Annotated in this window: 21 protein-coding genes and 1 pseudogene; 20 read left to right on the top strand and 2 right to left on the bottom strand. The window is 52.3% G+C overall.

Annotated features, from left to right (window positions below; genetic code table 11):
* The first annotated feature begins 274 nt into the window (after positions 1–274).
* The 12 genes and pseudogenes from MMW58_RS29110 (at position 275) to MMW58_RS29050 (ending at position 8,418) form a co-directional block, all read left to right on the top strand.
* The gene (locus MMW58_RS29110) at positions 275–505 is read left to right on the top strand and encodes a CCDC81 family HU domain 1-containing protein (protein ID WP_064349748.1); all 231 of its coding nucleotides are present in this window, start codon (positions 275–277) and stop codon (positions 503–505) included.
* A gap of 50 nt (positions 506–555) precedes the next feature.
* Entirely contained in the window at positions 556–1,938 is a 1,383-nt protein-coding gene (locus tag MMW58_RS29105) for a DUF3560 domain-containing protein (RefSeq protein WP_064360963.1), read from the top strand.
* Positions 1,939–1,986: 48 nt separating this feature from the next.
* The gene (locus MMW58_RS29100) at positions 1,987–2,550 is read left to right on the top strand and encodes a class I SAM-dependent methyltransferase (protein WP_064360964.1); all 564 of its coding nucleotides are present in this window, start codon (positions 1,987–1,989) and stop codon (positions 2,548–2,550) included.
* A 719-nt stretch (positions 2,551–3,269) separates the two neighbouring features.
* Positions 3,270–3,409: pseudogene (locus tag MMW58_RS29090) on the top strand (single-stranded DNA-binding protein).
* Positions 3,410–3,438: 29 nt separating this feature from the next.
* Entirely contained in the window at positions 3,439–3,996 is a 558-nt protein-coding gene (ssb, locus tag MMW58_RS29085) for a single-stranded DNA-binding protein (RefSeq protein WP_115191624.1), read from the top strand.
* A gap of 50 nt (positions 3,997–4,046) precedes the next feature.
* On the top strand, positions 4,047–4,289 hold the full coding sequence (locus tag MMW58_RS29080) for a DUF905 domain-containing protein (RefSeq protein ID WP_064349741.1): 243 nt from the start codon (positions 4,047–4,049) through the stop codon (positions 4,287–4,289).
* A 67-nt stretch (positions 4,290–4,356) separates the two neighbouring features.
* Positions 4,357–6,351: a ParB/RepB/Spo0J family partition protein gene (locus MMW58_RS29075; protein WP_064349739.1), complete on the top strand. Its 1,995-nt coding sequence runs from the start codon at positions 4,357–4,359 to the stop codon at positions 6,349–6,351.
* A gap of 43 nt (positions 6,352–6,394) precedes the next feature.
* Positions 6,395–6,826 carry a conjugation system SOS inhibitor PsiB gene (gene psiB / locus MMW58_RS29070; protein ID WP_064349758.1) on the top strand — a complete coding sequence of 144 codons (432 nt, stop codon included), beginning with the start codon at positions 6,395–6,397 and terminating at the stop codon, positions 6,824–6,826.
* The gene (locus MMW58_RS29065; protein ID WP_241723794.1) at positions 6,823–7,554 is read left to right on the top strand and encodes a plasmid SOS inhibition protein A; all 732 of its coding nucleotides are present in this window, start codon (positions 6,823–6,825) and stop codon (positions 7,552–7,554) included. Before psiB ends, MMW58_RS29065 begins: the two co-directional genes overlap by 4 nt.
* Positions 7,551–7,781, top strand: coding sequence for a hypothetical protein (locus MMW58_RS29060; RefSeq protein WP_064349736.1), 231 nt, complete (start codon positions 7,551–7,553; stop codon positions 7,779–7,781). The genes MMW58_RS29065 and MMW58_RS29060 overlap by 4 nt, the downstream gene beginning before the upstream one ends.
* A gap of 339 nt (positions 7,782–8,120) precedes the next feature.
* Positions 8,121–8,342: a DUF5431 family protein gene (locus MMW58_RS30400; RefSeq protein ID WP_313770196.1), complete on the top strand. Its 222-nt coding sequence runs from the start codon at positions 8,121–8,123 to the stop codon at positions 8,340–8,342.
* The gene (locus MMW58_RS29050; protein WP_227629320.1) at positions 8,281–8,418 is read left to right on the top strand and encodes a type I toxin-antitoxin system Hok/Gef family toxin; all 138 of its coding nucleotides are present in this window, start codon (positions 8,281–8,283) and stop codon (positions 8,416–8,418) included. The genes MMW58_RS30400 and MMW58_RS29050 overlap by 62 nt, the downstream gene beginning before the upstream one ends.
* Before the next feature lie 273 nt (positions 8,419–8,691).
* Here the strand turns inward: MMW58_RS29050 and MMW58_RS29045 are convergent, their stop codons facing one another.
* Entirely contained in the window at positions 8,692–9,177 is a 486-nt protein-coding gene (locus MMW58_RS29045; RefSeq protein ID WP_143992707.1) for a cytoplasmic protein, read from the bottom strand.
* Between the two features lie 643 nt (positions 9,178–9,820).
* Here MMW58_RS29045 and MMW58_RS29040 point away from each other — a divergent pair.
* From MMW58_RS29040 to MMW58_RS29020, 5 genes are all read left to right on the top strand, one after another.
* A complete protein-coding gene (locus MMW58_RS29040; protein WP_064349727.1) occupies positions 9,821–10,135 on the top strand; it encodes a hypothetical protein in 315 nt (104 codons plus the stop codon).
* Positions 10,136–10,261: 126 nt separating this feature from the next.
* Entirely contained in the window at positions 10,262–10,471 is a 210-nt protein-coding gene (locus tag MMW58_RS29035) for a hypothetical protein (RefSeq protein ID WP_064349726.1), read from the top strand.
* Between the two features lie 178 nt (positions 10,472–10,649).
* Positions 10,650–10,970, top strand: a complete 321-nt coding sequence (locus MMW58_RS29030; RefSeq protein ID WP_064349725.1) for a type II toxin-antitoxin system RelE/ParE family toxin — start codon at positions 10,650–10,652, stop codon at positions 10,968–10,970.
* Positions 10,960–11,238 (top strand): helix-turn-helix domain-containing protein, encoded by a 279-nt coding sequence (locus MMW58_RS29025; RefSeq protein WP_077265715.1) that lies wholly within the window; start codon positions 10,960–10,962, stop codon positions 11,236–11,238. The genes MMW58_RS29030 and MMW58_RS29025 overlap by 11 nt, the downstream gene beginning before the upstream one ends.
* A gap of 776 nt (positions 11,239–12,014) precedes the next feature.
* Positions 12,015–12,545 carry an antirestriction protein gene (locus tag MMW58_RS29020; protein WP_064360985.1) on the top strand — a complete coding sequence of 177 codons (531 nt, stop codon included), beginning with the start codon at positions 12,015–12,017 and terminating at the stop codon, positions 12,543–12,545.
* 37 nt (positions 12,546–12,582) lie between these two features.
* On the opposite strand, the gene MMW58_RS29015 is transcribed toward MMW58_RS29020, so the two are convergent.
* The gene (locus MMW58_RS29015) at positions 12,583–13,059 is read right to left on the bottom strand and encodes a transglycosylase SLT domain-containing protein (protein WP_064349718.1); all 477 of its coding nucleotides are present in this window, start codon (positions 13,057–13,059) and stop codon (positions 12,583–12,585) included.
* Between the two features lie 436 nt (positions 13,060–13,495).
* On the opposite strand from MMW58_RS29015, the gene traM reads away from it, so the two are divergent.
* The 3 genes from traM (at position 13,496) to MMW58_RS29000 (ending at position 15,234) form a co-directional block, all read left to right on the top strand.
* A complete protein-coding gene (gene traM, locus MMW58_RS29010) occupies positions 13,496–13,897 on the top strand; it encodes a conjugal transfer relaxosome DNA-binding protein TraM (RefSeq protein WP_064360986.1) in 402 nt (133 codons plus the stop codon).
* 198 nt (positions 13,898–14,095) lie between these two features.
* Positions 14,096–14,794 (top strand): conjugal transfer protein TraJ, encoded by a 699-nt coding sequence (locus MMW58_RS29005; RefSeq protein WP_227629319.1) that lies wholly within the window; start codon positions 14,096–14,098, stop codon positions 14,792–14,794.
* Between the two features lie 80 nt (positions 14,795–14,874).
* Positions 14,875–15,234 (top strand): TraY domain-containing protein, encoded by a 360-nt coding sequence (locus tag MMW58_RS29000; RefSeq protein WP_077266358.1) that lies wholly within the window; start codon positions 14,875–14,877, stop codon positions 15,232–15,234.
* The last annotated feature ends 70 nt before the right edge of the window (positions 15,235–15,304 follow it).

Here is a 15,304-nt window from a genome sequence, read left to right as displayed (position 1 = left end):
CGCCCTTGCGGCGAAGGTTCTCAAACGGGTGAAGTTTATACCATCGGGAATATCGCAGCCGGTTCCCGCAAACGTCAAAACCGCGGCTCCCGAAACTCAACGGGTGATGTTCTTTAAAAATCAGGAAAAAAACGAGGCTGGTTAAAGGAGGCAGGAGAAGCAGACAACGAACCGCAGAAATGAAAAAAGCAGGGGAGCCCCTGCTTGATCCACGCCGTACAAATCGCGCTAACGGTTTTTACGGCTTCATTAACTACCAGAAGGAGTTAACGTAATGAACATGACCATTCTTTCATCTTCCGCAGAGGCTGTAAAGCCCCGTAGGCATCCGCGCATTTCCCGTGCCGAAATCCCCGCGCCGGAGATTGACCCCGCGTTAAAAGCTTTTGGCCGCCATATTGCCAGAAGTCACCGCAAGGGGCGCGGCGTTCATATCCCCGCGATGAAAAACGCCGCTTTCGGACAGCTGCTCCGCACCCTTGAACTGAAACGCGCATTTAACTGATGAGGTGAGCCGCCCCGCGAGGGGCGGCAACTGCAGGAAGGAGAAAAATCATGACTCAGGCTTTAGCACAGGCACTTAGTGCCGAAACCATCCCGCAAACCGATGCTGAAGAAGGTATCGGCCAGGCGTACCGGGGGACCTATTCCCCGGATGATAACAAGCTACGGCTTTATGCCTCGCTGCGCCTCGATGAAGAAACCTATAAGAAAGTGCACGATGCGGGGTTCCGGTGGGCGCCGAAACAGGGGCTGTTTGTTGCGCCAGCCTGGACGCCGGGTCGCGAGGATGTATTACTGTCCCTCGCCGGCGATATCGAGGACGAAGACAGCACGCTTTTTGACCGTCAGGAGCAACGCGCGGAACGCTTTAACGACTACAGCGATAAACGCGCCGGTGAATCTGAGCAGGTGCTTTCACATGTCGATGCGCTGGCATCCTCGATCCCCTTCGGCCAGCCGATTCTGGTTGGCCATCACAGCGAACGTCGGGCGCGTCGTGATGCGCAACGCATCGAAAACGGCATGAAGCGCGCGGTGATGCTGTTTGAACGCGCGGAATACTGGGAGGAACGCGCAGAGGCCTCACTACGTCACGCGAAATACAAAGAGCGTCCGGATGTACGTTACCGGCGTATCAAAAAGCTCGAGGCGGAATTACGCAAGGCAGAAAAGAACATCGCCGGGGAGCAGAAATTTATGACGATGTGGCGTGGCGAAACGCTCGATCTGAACAAGGCGCGGCTTATCAGTAACTATGACCACATTTCGGCCTGTTTCTCGCTCGATAAATACCCCCGCCCGGCACAGAGAAGCCAGTATGAAGGCCGGATGTCCCTGCATTCCGCGCTGGCAGAGGAAATCATTTCCTTTGAACAGGCCCGCGATATAGCGGTTCGTTGTCACGAACGCTCGATCCGCCATCAGCAACGCTGGGTTAATCATTACCAGAACCGCCTGGCCTACGAACGCGCGATGCTCAATGAAAGCGGCGGCGTCGTCACACGGACACAGGAATTTGCGCCTGGCGGTCAGGTGAAAAGCCGGGGCGAGTGGTTAACCATCATCCGCATCAACACGAGTCATGGTCAGGTGAGCTCGGTGGAAACGCCGTGTTACCGCTTTCTCGGGTATGGGGGAACCATGAAACTGACCCCGGATCGCATCACCGACTATAAAGCGCCGTCAGCCGAAGAGGTCAGCACCGCGAAACAGGCCGCAAAACGTCCACCGATCGTCAACTATCCGGGGGAGGGTTTCCGGGAGATGACAAAAGCCGAATGGGCCAAAATGCCGGGGGATTATAAGGCTGTCCGGGGCATGGCCGAAAATGAGACACACGGGGCGTACCGCTTCCGCCGCTGTATGACTCACGGTTGTACGTTGGTGAATGTCTATATCACCGACATGAAAACGGTACAAATTCCGCAAAAATAGCAAACAGACTCCCCGGCAGAGTGCCGGGGAGCTCAGGGAGGTTGACTTATGCGCAGCGAACTCAGGGTTCGCATCATGACGATGCGGGCCAGGCTGGATGGCCGAACACCGGTGACAGAAATCCGGGCAGGCTCTCAGCTGTTTGTCTCGCCCGATCCGGTTTGCCGTCGTCTGGTCAGTCTGGCGGAGGTTGTGGATTCTGATCACATTCTCGAGCCGGAAGCGGGAACCGGCGCCATTCTGCGGGCGGTCAGGGAAGCCGCGCCACGGGCACAGTGTGACGCCGTGGAGCTGAACGCGGATTTGGTCCGCCATCTGCGGGAAAATTTCCCGGGCGTCAGCGTCTGGCAGGGGGATTTTCTGGCGTACCGGCCGGAAAACCGCTACAGCAAAATTATCATGAATCCGCCGTTTAACCATGCGCAGGATATCCGGCATATACAGCGAGCAGTGACGCTGCTGGCGCCCGGCGGCGTTGTGACGGCGGTCTGTCTGAACGGGCCGCGGCAACAATCCATATTGAAGCCGCTTTCTGATGTCTGGGAGCCATTGCCGCGAGGCACCTTCACGTATACCGACGTTTCAACTGTGCTGCTCAGGATCGCCGTCTGAAAGCCCGGTTAGCCCGGCGGGGGAGTGAGCCCCCGTCTGGCCGCGCCGGAAAGGCCGCGCGCCTGCGGCGCAGGAAGAACGGGCCGCGCTGACGCGCCGCAGGCGCTTCCTCTTCGCGTTCATCCTGTCCCTCTCTTCCTTACAGTATGACGGTTAACGGTGACTCCTTTTCTCCTGTTCCGGCTGAGCAGCTGATGGCGAGTGGTAATACACCTGTTTCCGCCGGCTTTCCTTCTTCGTTTCCCGCGTATTTCTGGTCCTGATTGCTGGCCGCCATTCTGTTGTGTGAGCCGACTCCGGGCGTCCGGGCGGGCTGTCATGCTTCGCACAGAGCCAGCTGCGCTGTCTCTGCCCGGCCCCTTCGGGGCAGCGGGTTTCCATCCCATGACGCAACGTCAACGGCAGGCTTGCAGCCTCCGTTCCGGATGCGCCGCCCTGTCGCGCCGTGGCCTGCGCTCCCTGCACCCCGGTGAAAACCAACGGCCGCCGGGCTGTAAGGGGCAACGCCGTTTCGCGTGCCGCGCTCCGACGTTGCGGCGGGTCCCTGCTCATTTCATCTCCTGGTGTCGTTCACCCGTTTAAGCCCCTTTCGCCTGGGCTGATACAAGCACAACCCGCCTGGCTGTCCAGGGACGGCGTGGCCTTTCGCAATAAATTTTTTCCGGCCATTCCGCTTCGCGCCATTAGACCGAAAAAAATTTCCCGCTCACCCCGGACATCTGCACCGGGCCGTGCTCGTTTACGCCCTTGCGGCGAAGGTTCTCAAACGGGTGAAGGTCATACCATCGGGAACAAAACAGCAGGTTCCCGCAAACGTCAAAACCGCGGCTCCCGAAACTCAACGGGTGATGGTTTTTAAAAGCAAACAACGGATTAAGGAGATTCATCATGGCAGCTCGAGGCGTGAATAAAGTCATTCTGGTTGGGCATCTGGGGCAGGACCCGGACGTGCGTTATATGCCCAACGGCGGCGCGGTGGCCAACCTGACGCTGGCCACCTCTGAAACATGGCGTGACAAACAGAGCGGGGAACTGCGCGAAAACACCGAATGGCATCGTGTTGTCATATTCGGCAAGCTCGCGGAAGTGGCGGGCGAATACCTGCGTAAAGGCGCGCAGGTCTACATCGAGGGCCAGCTGCGTACCCGCCACTGGCAGGACGATGCCGGGATCACCCGCTATGTCACCGAGGTGCTGGTCGGGCAGAACGGCACCCTGCAGGTGCTGGGTGGCCGTCGTGAGGGTAATCCGTCTGAGAGCACCGCCCCTCAGCAACCCGCGCAGCCGCAGAGTCCTGCCGCCCCGGCACAACCTGCTGAAGCTCCTGTTAAATCCCCGAAAACGAAGGGCGGTAAAAAAGCCCCACAGAGTGCCGCACCGTCTCAGCAACCCCCGCAGCCGTCCCCGGATGATTACCCGCCGATGGATGACAATGCCCCCTTCTGAATCATGATGAATACGCCCCGTTAACGGCGGGGCAGAAAAAGGAGATGCACATGAACCACAACGTTATGCCCCCTCTGAAATCCCTGCCAGACGGCACGTTCACCCGTGAACAGGCGTCAGAGGTGGCATCGCAGTATCAGAATGTGGCGATTGAAGACGATGAGGGTACCCACTTTCGTCTGGTTGTTCGTCGGGACGGCGAGATGATCTGGCGCGTCTGGAATTTTGAACCCGGCGGTGAGTACTGGATGAATCGTTATATCCAGAACTACGGGAAACGTAAAACGCAATAAGCAGTAAGAGGTGCCGGACAGGTGGGCTGTCCGGCAGACAATCATCAATATCAGAGAGGTATCAATTATGTCAGTCACCGAGTCTAAAGCAAAAACACCGGCAAAAACCAGCAAAAAAGCGGCTCAGGCTGCAGCCGCTGAAACCCTTAAAGCCGCACTGGAAGCCGCTACGCTTGAATATGTGCCCCTGTCCGGCCTGGTCAAATCGCCGCTGAATGTCCGTGTGATCCCTTACCCGGAGGCCAGCGTACGCAGCATGGCCACCTCCATCAAAGCTGTGGGGCTGTTGCAAAATCTGGTTGTCCACACGTTGCCGGACGGAAAATCTGGCGTAGCGGCAGGAGGTCGTCGGCGCGAAGGGCTCAACCTGCTCGCCAGCGAAAAGGAAATTGACAGCGAGTATCTGGTGCCGGTTAAGCGTGTCAGCGACGAGGTGGCGCGGCTTGTTTCTTTTATCGAGAACGATGAACACCTCGCGATGCATCCGGCTGAGCAAATCTACGCCTTTCGCGACCTTTCAGCTCAGGGGATGACACCTGAGCAGATCGGTGCCCAGCTGGGTTACGGTGGCCGCCACGTTAAGCGCATGCTCAAACTCGCCGGGCTGGCACCGGAGCTTTTGGCTCAACTGGCAAAGGATGAAGTCACGATTGAGCAGTGTCAGGCGCTGGCTCTGGAAAATGATCCGACCCGTCAGCTGCAGGTCTATGAAAACGTCAAATCCGCCTATGGCCATACCGCGCCATATCTGCTGAAAAGTGCGGTGACAGATCGGGAAATTTCATTAACCAGTCCTGATTTTGAGTATGTCGGGCGTGAAACCTACGAAGCTGCGGGCGGTATCGTACGTGAGGATCTGTTCAGTGCGGAAGAGGGGGAGGGTACAGCGGACAAGGTGCTGATTGAGCGCCTGATCCAGACAAAATTGACCTCGCTGGCCGTCGAAATACAGCAAAGCGAAGGCTGGGCGTGGTCACAGGCCCGTAGCGCTCCCCTGCGGGCATGGGGAGATGACACGAAGCATTTCCAGCTGAGCTCCGTCCCCGAAGCAAATTTCACCACTGATGAGCAGCAGCGTCTCGATGAGCTTTATGCCACACAGGCGGCGACCGAAACACACGATGATGAATACGCTATTCAGGCACTGATTGACGAAATGGAGAGCGCGGCCATCAACCGTGAATGGACGCCGGACCAGAAAGCAGAATGTGGCGTGGTGGTCAGCTTCTGGGGCGCGGAAGTGAACATTCAGCGCGGTGTCCGCCAGATTGCCCCGGAGCGGGAGGAGGATGAACAGGCTGACCGGAAAAAAAACACCGTCATCACTAAAAAAATTGAGGAACCCGTGGACAGCATCAGCGAACCACTGCTGAAAAAAATGTCTTCCGAGCGCACCCTTGCCGTTCAGGCTGCGCTGATGCTGCAACCACAAAAAGCCGTGGCGATGATGGTCTGGCGACTGTGTTCCTGCGTGTTTGACTACGGTGGCATGTCAGCCAGTCATCCCTTCGACATGAAAGTCACTGAGCATCATACATCCCTTGTCAGCGAATCTCCTGCCGGAAAAACCGGAAAAGCCTGGCAGACGCTGATGCAGGAAAAAGCACGCCTGCAGGCACTGTTACCGGAGGGCTGGTCGAAGGATTTCACCACGTTTTTCACCCTCGACGGGGAAACCCTGATGTCCCTGATGGCGTTCTGTACCGCCAGTTCAGTGTATGGCGTGCAGACCCGAACAATGGGGCATACCACCCGTAGTTACCTTGATGGTGTGGAAACAGCGATCGGCTTCGATATGAGGGACTGGTGGACACCGACCGCAGACAATTTCCTCAGTATGCTCAGCAAACAGCAGATTGTTAATGCGCTTAACGAGGCAGGAAGAACAGGTGCAGCAGCTGATGCCGGGAAAATGAAGAAAAAAGATGCTGCTGAGCATGCAGAGCATGCCCTCGCGGAGACCCGATGGGTTCCTGAATGGATGCTGCCACCGGCCACAGTGAAACCCGTCATCACTGATGATGCAGCAGACGCTGATGATCATACGGCTCACGCAGCCTGATAACGGAGACGCCGCCCTGCGGGGCGGCCATAAGGAGAAGAATATGAACACGATCATTACTACCGATGTCCTGAAAACCATGTTCGCCGGAGAGCTTGAAGACTACCGCGCCGCCGGTGAAGATTTTCGCCGTGAACTCACCCATGCCGTGATGCGGGACCTGTCCTGTCCGGCGAGCTGGGACGTCAACGGAGAATATAAAAGCGAGTTCGGCGGATTCTTTCCGGTACAGATCCGTTTTTCCCCCTCCCACGGTCATTTTGATGTGGCGGTCTGCAGTCCGGGAGAGCTGAGTGCGCGCTGGATTGTCGTCTTTGTGACCCGTGGCGGCCAGCCGTTCTCCGTTGTTCGTAGCATGGAAGTATTTAACCCGGAGTTGATCTCCCACACGCTGGCATTGATAGCGTGTCTCGATACTGACGGTTATTCGTTTGCCAGCATCATCAGTACCCTGGCACAGGAGGGCGCACAATGATCCCCTCATCCCATGCCATTGTGACCCTAAAACCGGTACGACAGGCTGCTTTGCAGGCCATCATGTTCGTGGAAGACGCTCAGTTACGGGGGGCGCGTTTGCCCTCAATGCCCCATGTCCGGACATTTTTGCGAATTTTGACCAGGAACAGCCGCATGAACACGGCAGTGGCGCTGCGCATTCCCGGCCTGAACTGGGACCCGAAGCATCGCCTGAGCAGCCTCAAACAGGTGGAGGAGGCGCTCGATGAACTGATTGCCAGCCACGGGGAATGCTGCCCGCTGCCGCTGCCGGTGGATGTTCAGGCCGAATTGTTTCCGGAGGTGCAGCACACACGGACAGAACGCCGGTTGCAACGCAGAAACATCGCGTTTACCCGTAAGATGCGCCGGGAAGAACGGGCGCTGGCGCATCACTGGCGGTTACGGCAGAACCTGTTGGGACAGGCAGTCGCGGAGCTGAATTTTCAGTCGCCGGAGACGGTCAGCAACTGGTATCGCCGGTGGACCGACGAGTTTGACGCGCGGGAGCTGGAGCCTGCTTTCTGGCACTGGCGGTCGCGGTTTGCCTCGCTGGACTCCCTGGACTGGCTGCGTGACGCGAAGGAGCCACTGTACGGGGTCATTCATGAAATCGGCTTCATCGTGAGTGACTCCCCGGAGGCTGTCCGTCAGGCGGAACGCTGGCAGGTACCCAACAAACTGGCGCTGCAGAGGCGAGCGGTATGAGAAACAATCCCTGGAAAACAGAGTTGAAAGTGGCCCGCAGTCAACGCAACAAGCTGCAAACCATGTCTGCCCGCCTGACAGAGATGACCTGCGAATGGGACGGACTCAGTGGCTGGCTGGAGACCGAAAGCGAGCGACTGGTTGAGAGTATCGATCAACATATTCAGGCGCTGGATGAGCAAATCCGGGACTGGGGCAACGGGCGCAGTGACAGGGAGGTTGAATAAGTATTGTCAGCAGGCAATTCGATAAAAAGGAAGCAGGTACCGTGTTTCGCCATGCGGTATCAGGAAAACTGTTATGCCGGCTTGATGCAAAGCTGATGCGGGATGACTGGATGCTGTTACACGGTTTGCTCAGTCTGGTGTACCGGGCAGGCATGAGTACCGGCAGTGAACAGCGGGCTGCAGAGATAAGGGACGCTCTGGGGTATACGGCGGAGAACGAACAGAAAAAAGTATGAGGATATAGCCTTTTTTCAGATGGTTAGTCCTGGGTACATAATGGACTACACGGTATAATGGCGACGGCGCTTGAGGCTTTTTGCCTCATGACGTGCAGGTGGTTTGTTACCGTGTTGTGCGGCAGAAAGAAGAAAGCCCCGTAGGAAGTTAATTTTCATTAACCAACCACACGAGGCCATCTGCTTGACTAGACACCAACAGAATAGCCTCTTAGCAGCCGCAAGGCAAGGAGATGAAGGCTATGAAACTGCCACGAAGTACCCTGATCTGGTGTGTATTAATAGTGTGCCTCACACTGCTGATATTCACTTACCTGACCCGTAAATCGCTCTGCGAAATCCGGTACAGGGACACGAGCAGGGAGGTGGCAGCTTTTATGGCTTACGAATCCGCTAAGTAGCTAACCCCGGCGGGGGGAAACTCCCGCCATTCAGGGGCTGAGACTGTCTGGACAGGCCTGAAGCGCCTTTATGAAGGGGTTGCCGGTTCGCCGGTAGCCCCTTTTTCCCCTTCTGAGCGACCGCATGCATGAACAGCAGAAGGGCAGTTCCCCTCCGGGGAACGGGGCAGAGCGGCAGTGCCTCCGGCGCGGCCGCTCTCTTCCCTGTCCGTGCGACAAATGTGATATATGATAATGCTAATGTACGCGTCCGTTAGCATTAATCTCGAGGACTTAGTCCTCCTGCTTTCTGGCCGTGCGAATACCGGCCTGATAGTGCTTCCTGACGCTTTCAATATCGCTGAGGGTAGAGGCCCAGCAGGAGTGTGCTGCCAGTCGGTAGCGCTCTGCCACTTCACTTATGACAGAGGGCGAACTGTCACGGCTGCGGTGAATGCGACCTTTCTGGCCAAAGGTCGCCACAATAATATTCTGACTTCCTGAACGACCAAAAAGGGCGGTACACAGGCGTTTCACCACAAGGGGCGTGAAGTCCAGATCGACACTCTCCGCAATCTCAAAAATGAAGGACAGCATCCGGTAAGTTTTGTATCGCTTCACTGCTGCACTCAGGCGGGCTGCACGCTGCGGGTAGTCCCAGGTATCGTCACGATAGCGGAGCAACTCGGTGTCATAATCTCCGGCTAGGTCGTTACGTGTGTAAGAAAAATGACTGAAAAAATGGGCGCGTGCCAGCTCTGTTGATGAGTCATTTGCCACAGGACACTCCGTTAATTAACGCTAATGTATGCGTACGTTAGCATTAATTATTGTGCTTTGCGACAGATAACGGGCTCGTTTCTCATCTCCGTTTTGCTTCTCAAGGGCTTAGCAAAGAGGGGCTGAACCATAACCAAAGGCAGGGCAATGGACCCCTTCGGCTCCTGACCAGCTGCGCTGTCCAGTCGTCGAGCCACACTCCGCCAGGGCAGCTGCTGCGCACCTGCCGGGCTCCGCCGAACCCGCGGGGCGGTTTCGGGCCTGACGGCTAGTGTCTGATGTCTGACGTCAAGGTCAACGGCAGCGCTTGCTGCGTCCGTTCCGGTCGCGCCGCTTTCACCGTGCCGGCGATAAAGCTGCCGGCACTCTGATGGCGCCACGCCGTTCCGCCGTGTCGGGTGTGTGCATCCTGTTCCCCCGGTGAGGCCATCTCCCTGTCCGTTCTCACGCGGAGGGCTGGTCGTAGCACCGTCGTGTTGTCATCCGAAGGGTAAAGTGAACGCCGCCAAAACTTTTTGCCTGGGACCGCAAAAACTTTTGTCTGCGCCCTTCTCCTGCCACCCCGCCGTTGCTCCTTTGCCCTTTGCCGCGAGAGAACTCACCAGGGAGATGGACAACCATCACCACTTAGGAGAAAACCAGAATGCACACACGAAACGTCAACGTCAAAACCGCCGCTCAAGAATCTTCCAGGAAGATGGGGGGAAAACCCGTGTCATACACGATCCTCATTGCTGAGACGAAAAAAAACGTAGAGGAAGAACATGATGTCATGGAATTCAGCAGCCTGATGGCGCTGAAAAAATATCGGAGAAGCTATCCAGAAAAAATGGGCTTCAGCTATTTCTACGCGCTCAGCAGCGGCATTGATAAGCAGTTCCGTCATATCAACGTGGCAGAAGCTGATCACTTCAAACAGTTTGTGCGCCTGATTGAGCGAACAGGCTTCGATATCTAGGACATCAGTTCATTTGTATCGGTGCGGGAGAGTGATCGTGTCAATGACACTCGGTGAACCGCACCCCTGGCAGCTCAACGGGGGAGGGTTGTAAAAGACTGAAAACCAGACAAGAGGAAAAACAGGATGAGTACACGAAACACCAACATCAAACCCGCCGCACCAGAATCTTCCCGGAAGTTGGGGAAAAAAATTGCACGGATTATCGATCGTGGACACTACAACATGGCCTGTTCGCAGGAAGCTCATGCACACTACGGCGAGAAGTTCACACGTACCGATGCCTTTCTGTGCTTCATTCGTAGCGTACTGTCTGAATTTTTTAAAAAATTCTGAATCATAAACATCGACGCACTGAACACTGTATTACCTGAAGTTGCGTTTTTGGCGTTGATTTTCAGCCTTTAATCTGAAGAGCAAATCCGGTGCTTACGCCTGATAAGAGCTAACTTAGCTCTTGAGCTAACTTAGCTTTTAAGCTAATATATTGAGAGTTAATCAGGGAACGAATTAAATGTTTACTATCATTTTTCATGATGAAGCTGAAAAAGAGTTTGTTGCCCTGCCTGCTGCGATCCGTGCAAAAATGTCGCGCATACTCATGAAGCTGGAAGCAAACCCTCGCCAGCTTCGTGAGCCAGACACAAAGCCGCTTGGGAACGGTCTTTTCGAAATACGGACAATGGGTACTGATATCGCGCGTGGACTTTGGGTGTATCAGAGCGGAGAACGCATTTTTCTGCTCCGGATTTTCATCAAAAAATCGCCCAAAACTCCTCCGGGAGAGATAGAGCAGGCACTTCGCAGATTAGAGGAGATGCAGAATGAAATATAAAACCCTTAGCCAGATACATGCCGAATCGATGAGCGATCCTGAATACAGTGCGGCATATGAGGCCGAAGAATCCTCAGAGCAGCTTCAGGAAACATTAGCAACATGGCGAAAAGAGGCCGGGCTGACGTCGGCACAGGTTGCAGAGCGTATGGGTATCAAAGCACCCACTATCTCGCGTATAGAGAAGAACGCTTCACGGATGAGCATCCAGACGCTGATTCGTTATGCCAGAGCCTGCGGCGTTAACTTCAAAATTCAGCAGGTTTAACGATAAAGGGCGGGAATTCCAGGTGCCCTATGATGGCAATCTGACTCGCCCTGGTGGGTTCCTGTTTCTGCACCAGACACTCTGCCCGGTGCAATACTCTTATTCCGTTGACCTGCCCGACCGCTGAAAAAGGCCGCGCGCCTGCGGCGCAAAATAATACCGGCTGCGCTGACGCGCCGCCGGTATTAATATCGCGCGTTTTTATCTCCTCTCTTTTATTTTCTTACCGCCGCTTTCTGGCCATCTTCTTCCTGCTGTTTTTCTTTCTCGGTATTTATTTCGCTTTGCTGAAAATAATGCTTATTTCCCTGGGCGTACTGAATATGGCCACCTTCGGCTCCCGATCAGCTACGCTGCTCAGTCGTCAGCCCCACTCCGCCAGACAGCTGCTGCGCACCTGTCAGTCTCCGCCGAACCCGCGGGGCGGTTTCGGGCTAACGCTAGGGTCTGATGGCTAACGTCAATGGCACGCTTGCTGTATCCGTAAACGGATACGCCGCTTTCACCGTAGCGAAAATATTCGCTACTCTGAAGACCGTAACGATAATTCGTCTGGCGACCAATTTCCGTTACGGGTTGTGTGCATTCTCATCAGCTGTATCTCGTCCGTTTTCATCATTTCGCGGAGGGCTGCTTCTAGCATCAACCGCTAAATAAATACAGGGGTAAATGAACGCAAAGCGCCCCTGTATTTATTCATCGCCCGCTGCTCATTGCCCTTTGCCGCTCAGTGATGAAGTCGAACGAAACAATAAACCGCTAAGGAGTAAACCAGAATGCACACACAAAACGTCAACACCGCCACTCGAGAATCAGCCGAACAATTTAAAACAGATAAATATCATCGCTACTGTGTGACTGACAGTGAAGAGCGAGAGGATTTTATCCAGGCACTTTTTTTTACCCCGTCTGCAATAAATATGGCAGCCAGCTGGTTACGCCAGTATTCGGATTACAGTAACGGCGCATGGGATTACTGGATTATTCCGCAGGGTGTCGGTGGGAATGTGGCACCGAACCGGATTCAGTTCATTACAACACAGACGGGATATATTGCGCCGGCAGGTGAACAGTATTACAGAATGGTGATACCCGAAAATAATTTTGATAGCGACGTGAGTGCAGATGCTGCCGGGATCATCTCCACGCTGATGATAATGAACTGGTTGTCCTGGCAGGTTGCGGATATGGGGGCGGGATATACCCATGTATGTAAACATCTCATTGCCCGACAGGATGCGCTGAAAAGTTATCTCAGCATTATTCATCATCCGGAGAGTCATTTAATCTTGCGAGCAATTGATTGATTTCAATCTTAACATAAAGACCTCTTGATTGAGGTCTTTATCGTTGTGTCGGCTGAACCTGGCCCGCTTTGTTATTCGCCTTAATAGCCCGGTAAATGGCCTCGATCTTCCTGGCATACTGCAGACGTCTCATGGCCTGCTTGTCCGTTCTGCTAAACCCCGCATTGTAAGCTCCGACAGCCTCCCAGCTCACTCCCCATTTTTTAAACGCCAGTGCCAGGTAATAGGCGCCGGTGTAAATGTTCAGGCAGGCGTCCGTCAACAGGTGATCCGGTTTTATTCCAAAGCTCGACAGTTTTTCAAAATGCTGTGAGTCAATTTGCATCAGTCCTGAACCGTAGCCGGAGACAGGATTCTTTCCGATAGCGTCAATTTTGAATTTTGATTCCTGCCAGGATATAGCCCTGAGCAGATCCGGGTCGATTTTGTAATCGCGTCCGGCAAGGGTAAAACAATCAGCAGCGTGGGCGGTAAACGAGAATACAAAAAAAACGGCAATGATGATGTTCCGCATCCTTTTCCCCTCTAGGGTCGATTCCTGGAAATACGTTAACCCATCCCAGACACGGACTCAACAAATATGCACTCCTCACCACAAAATCACCACACCCCACGCAAAATTAAAATTTTGCAGATTTATCTTTTAAACCATGTGGTTAGTTCTTATTAAATTTCACTATGTTTCATTATGTAATATTAAAGCGATTCAGAGACGATTCATAATCGATTCACTAGTGACTTATGCGTGAGTCAGTAATGAATCAAGCTAGTTGAAACCTGACTTTAATGGCGGATTGACTCTAGATTCAATTCGTGATGTGATTCGCTACATGAATTGCAATTTTATTAGATGAATCTAGGGTTGGCTCACGAATTGAATCGTCAGTGAATCGTCATGTCTTCAGTTATAAAATTAAAGCTAGACATCCATTCTAGAATAAGGATTTATCATGGCAAAGATACAGGCATATGTTAGCGATGAGGTCGCTGAGAAGATTAATGCCATCGTGGAGAAACGGAAAACGGAGGGAGCTAAGGAGAAGGATGTTAGTTTCTCCAGTGTTTCTACTATGCTTCTGGAATTAGGTTTGAGAGTCTATGAGGTTCAGATGGAGAGAAAAGAGAGTGCCTTTAATCAGATGGCTTTTAATAAAGCACTTTTAGAGTCCGTGATGAAGACTCAATTTGCCACAAACAAAATATTAGGTATCTCTTCACAAAGCCCGCACATCATAGGAAATCAAAAATTCGAATGGCGGTATATGATTGAGAACATACGTGAAGATACTCAGCAGGCAGTACAGGCGTTCTTTCCTGACTTAGATGAATCGAATGAAGATAATGATAGTTAATTATCGATAATGAAGTTGATTAATCTAAAATATAATAAATAAGAGCGGAATGATCTGCGTTTTTTTAGTGACAGGGAAGTGGGCTGCATTTATCATTGTTTGAGAGACCAGTGGTCTCACAAAATTTGAGAAGCGCTGATGTGAAGGGTTGGCCCCCTTCACATCAGCTGTCCATAGAATCCTGTTAAGGAGGCTCCTATGTGTTCGATGGATCGTATTGAAAACACCCCTCGTAGTCAATTGGATTTCTTTCGAGAATTGCAGTCGACTGTCGATCTTTCCAGTCATCCTGCCTGTATCAGGCTGCGTGATGGTTCTTTCTCTCATTGCAATCATTCCTTTTCTACAACTTTTCTTCCAAATATTGAAGTTAACACTTGGTTTAAAAATATTGAAATTGCTTCTTCTTTACGTCTTTCAGCGCTTGATGCTGAAATCTACTCGGTAGGGCAACAAGTATTCATTGAGGAGAATTTATCAATCAATGGAGAAAGCTGGGATTTTATTATTGAAAGAATGACATTTGGAAATATTGAGTTTTCTTTATGGAAATTTTGCCATTTTCAAAGGGGAGGGTTCTTACTTTCTCCTGTTCGTTCTAATTTTGTGAAAAAAATAAATGCATTCAAAAATGCAATTGGTTTATTGAGTGAGGTTCAACTTGAAACACTTGCCTTATATTCTTTTGGTGCGTCTCATCATCACATATCAGAAATATTGAATATTGCTGAGGGAACTTCAAAAAACAGAATAAACAGAATATACGCCAGGTTACCTATCCAATCTAAAGAAGATGTATTCTATTTGATTTATGCAAGCGGCATGGCCTATTCATTTTTCAAAGTTACAAATGAAATAATTTCAAAGCGTGTTAATAAGCTGTTAAATAAACGGTGACTTTTAGGATATTGTAATATCACGAATATTTTGTGAGACTATTACTATTGAAATTTCGAATGGAGGTGTATGTGAGGAGAATGAATACTCGTCCAGCATTAGGGCCGTGTGTAAGTCTAAAAGTCGATGAGGATACTCACCAAAAGCTGCTAAATGCAAAAGAACGAAGTGGACGAAGTAAAGCTGGGGAGGTTGTATTAAGAATCAGGGATCATCTTTCACGATATCCAGACTTTTATCCTACGGTGACGTATCAAAATGTAAGCTTTGGTCCTGTTGTCATGGCTCGATTTGATGATGAGACAAATAAAAAACTTATCGCAGCCAAGAATAAAAGCAACCGAAGCAAATCGCATGAGGTGTTTCTACGGTTGCAGGACCATCTTGAACAGTTTCCGGATTTTTATAACTCAGAATCAATTGAACCAGGAGGTAAGTAGACCAGATATTTAAAATTTAACATCAAGTTAAGACAGGTAGTTCGAATCAACCATTCTATTTAAAGGAAAT

The organism is Klebsiella sp. HC6 (assembly GCF_022605325.1).
Taxonomy (GTDB): Bacteria; Pseudomonadota; Gammaproteobacteria; order Enterobacterales; family Enterobacteriaceae; genus Klebsiella; species Klebsiella terrigena.
Note: the sequence above shows the minus strand (reverse complement) of the source record. Positions and strands in the feature narration are given on the sequence as shown.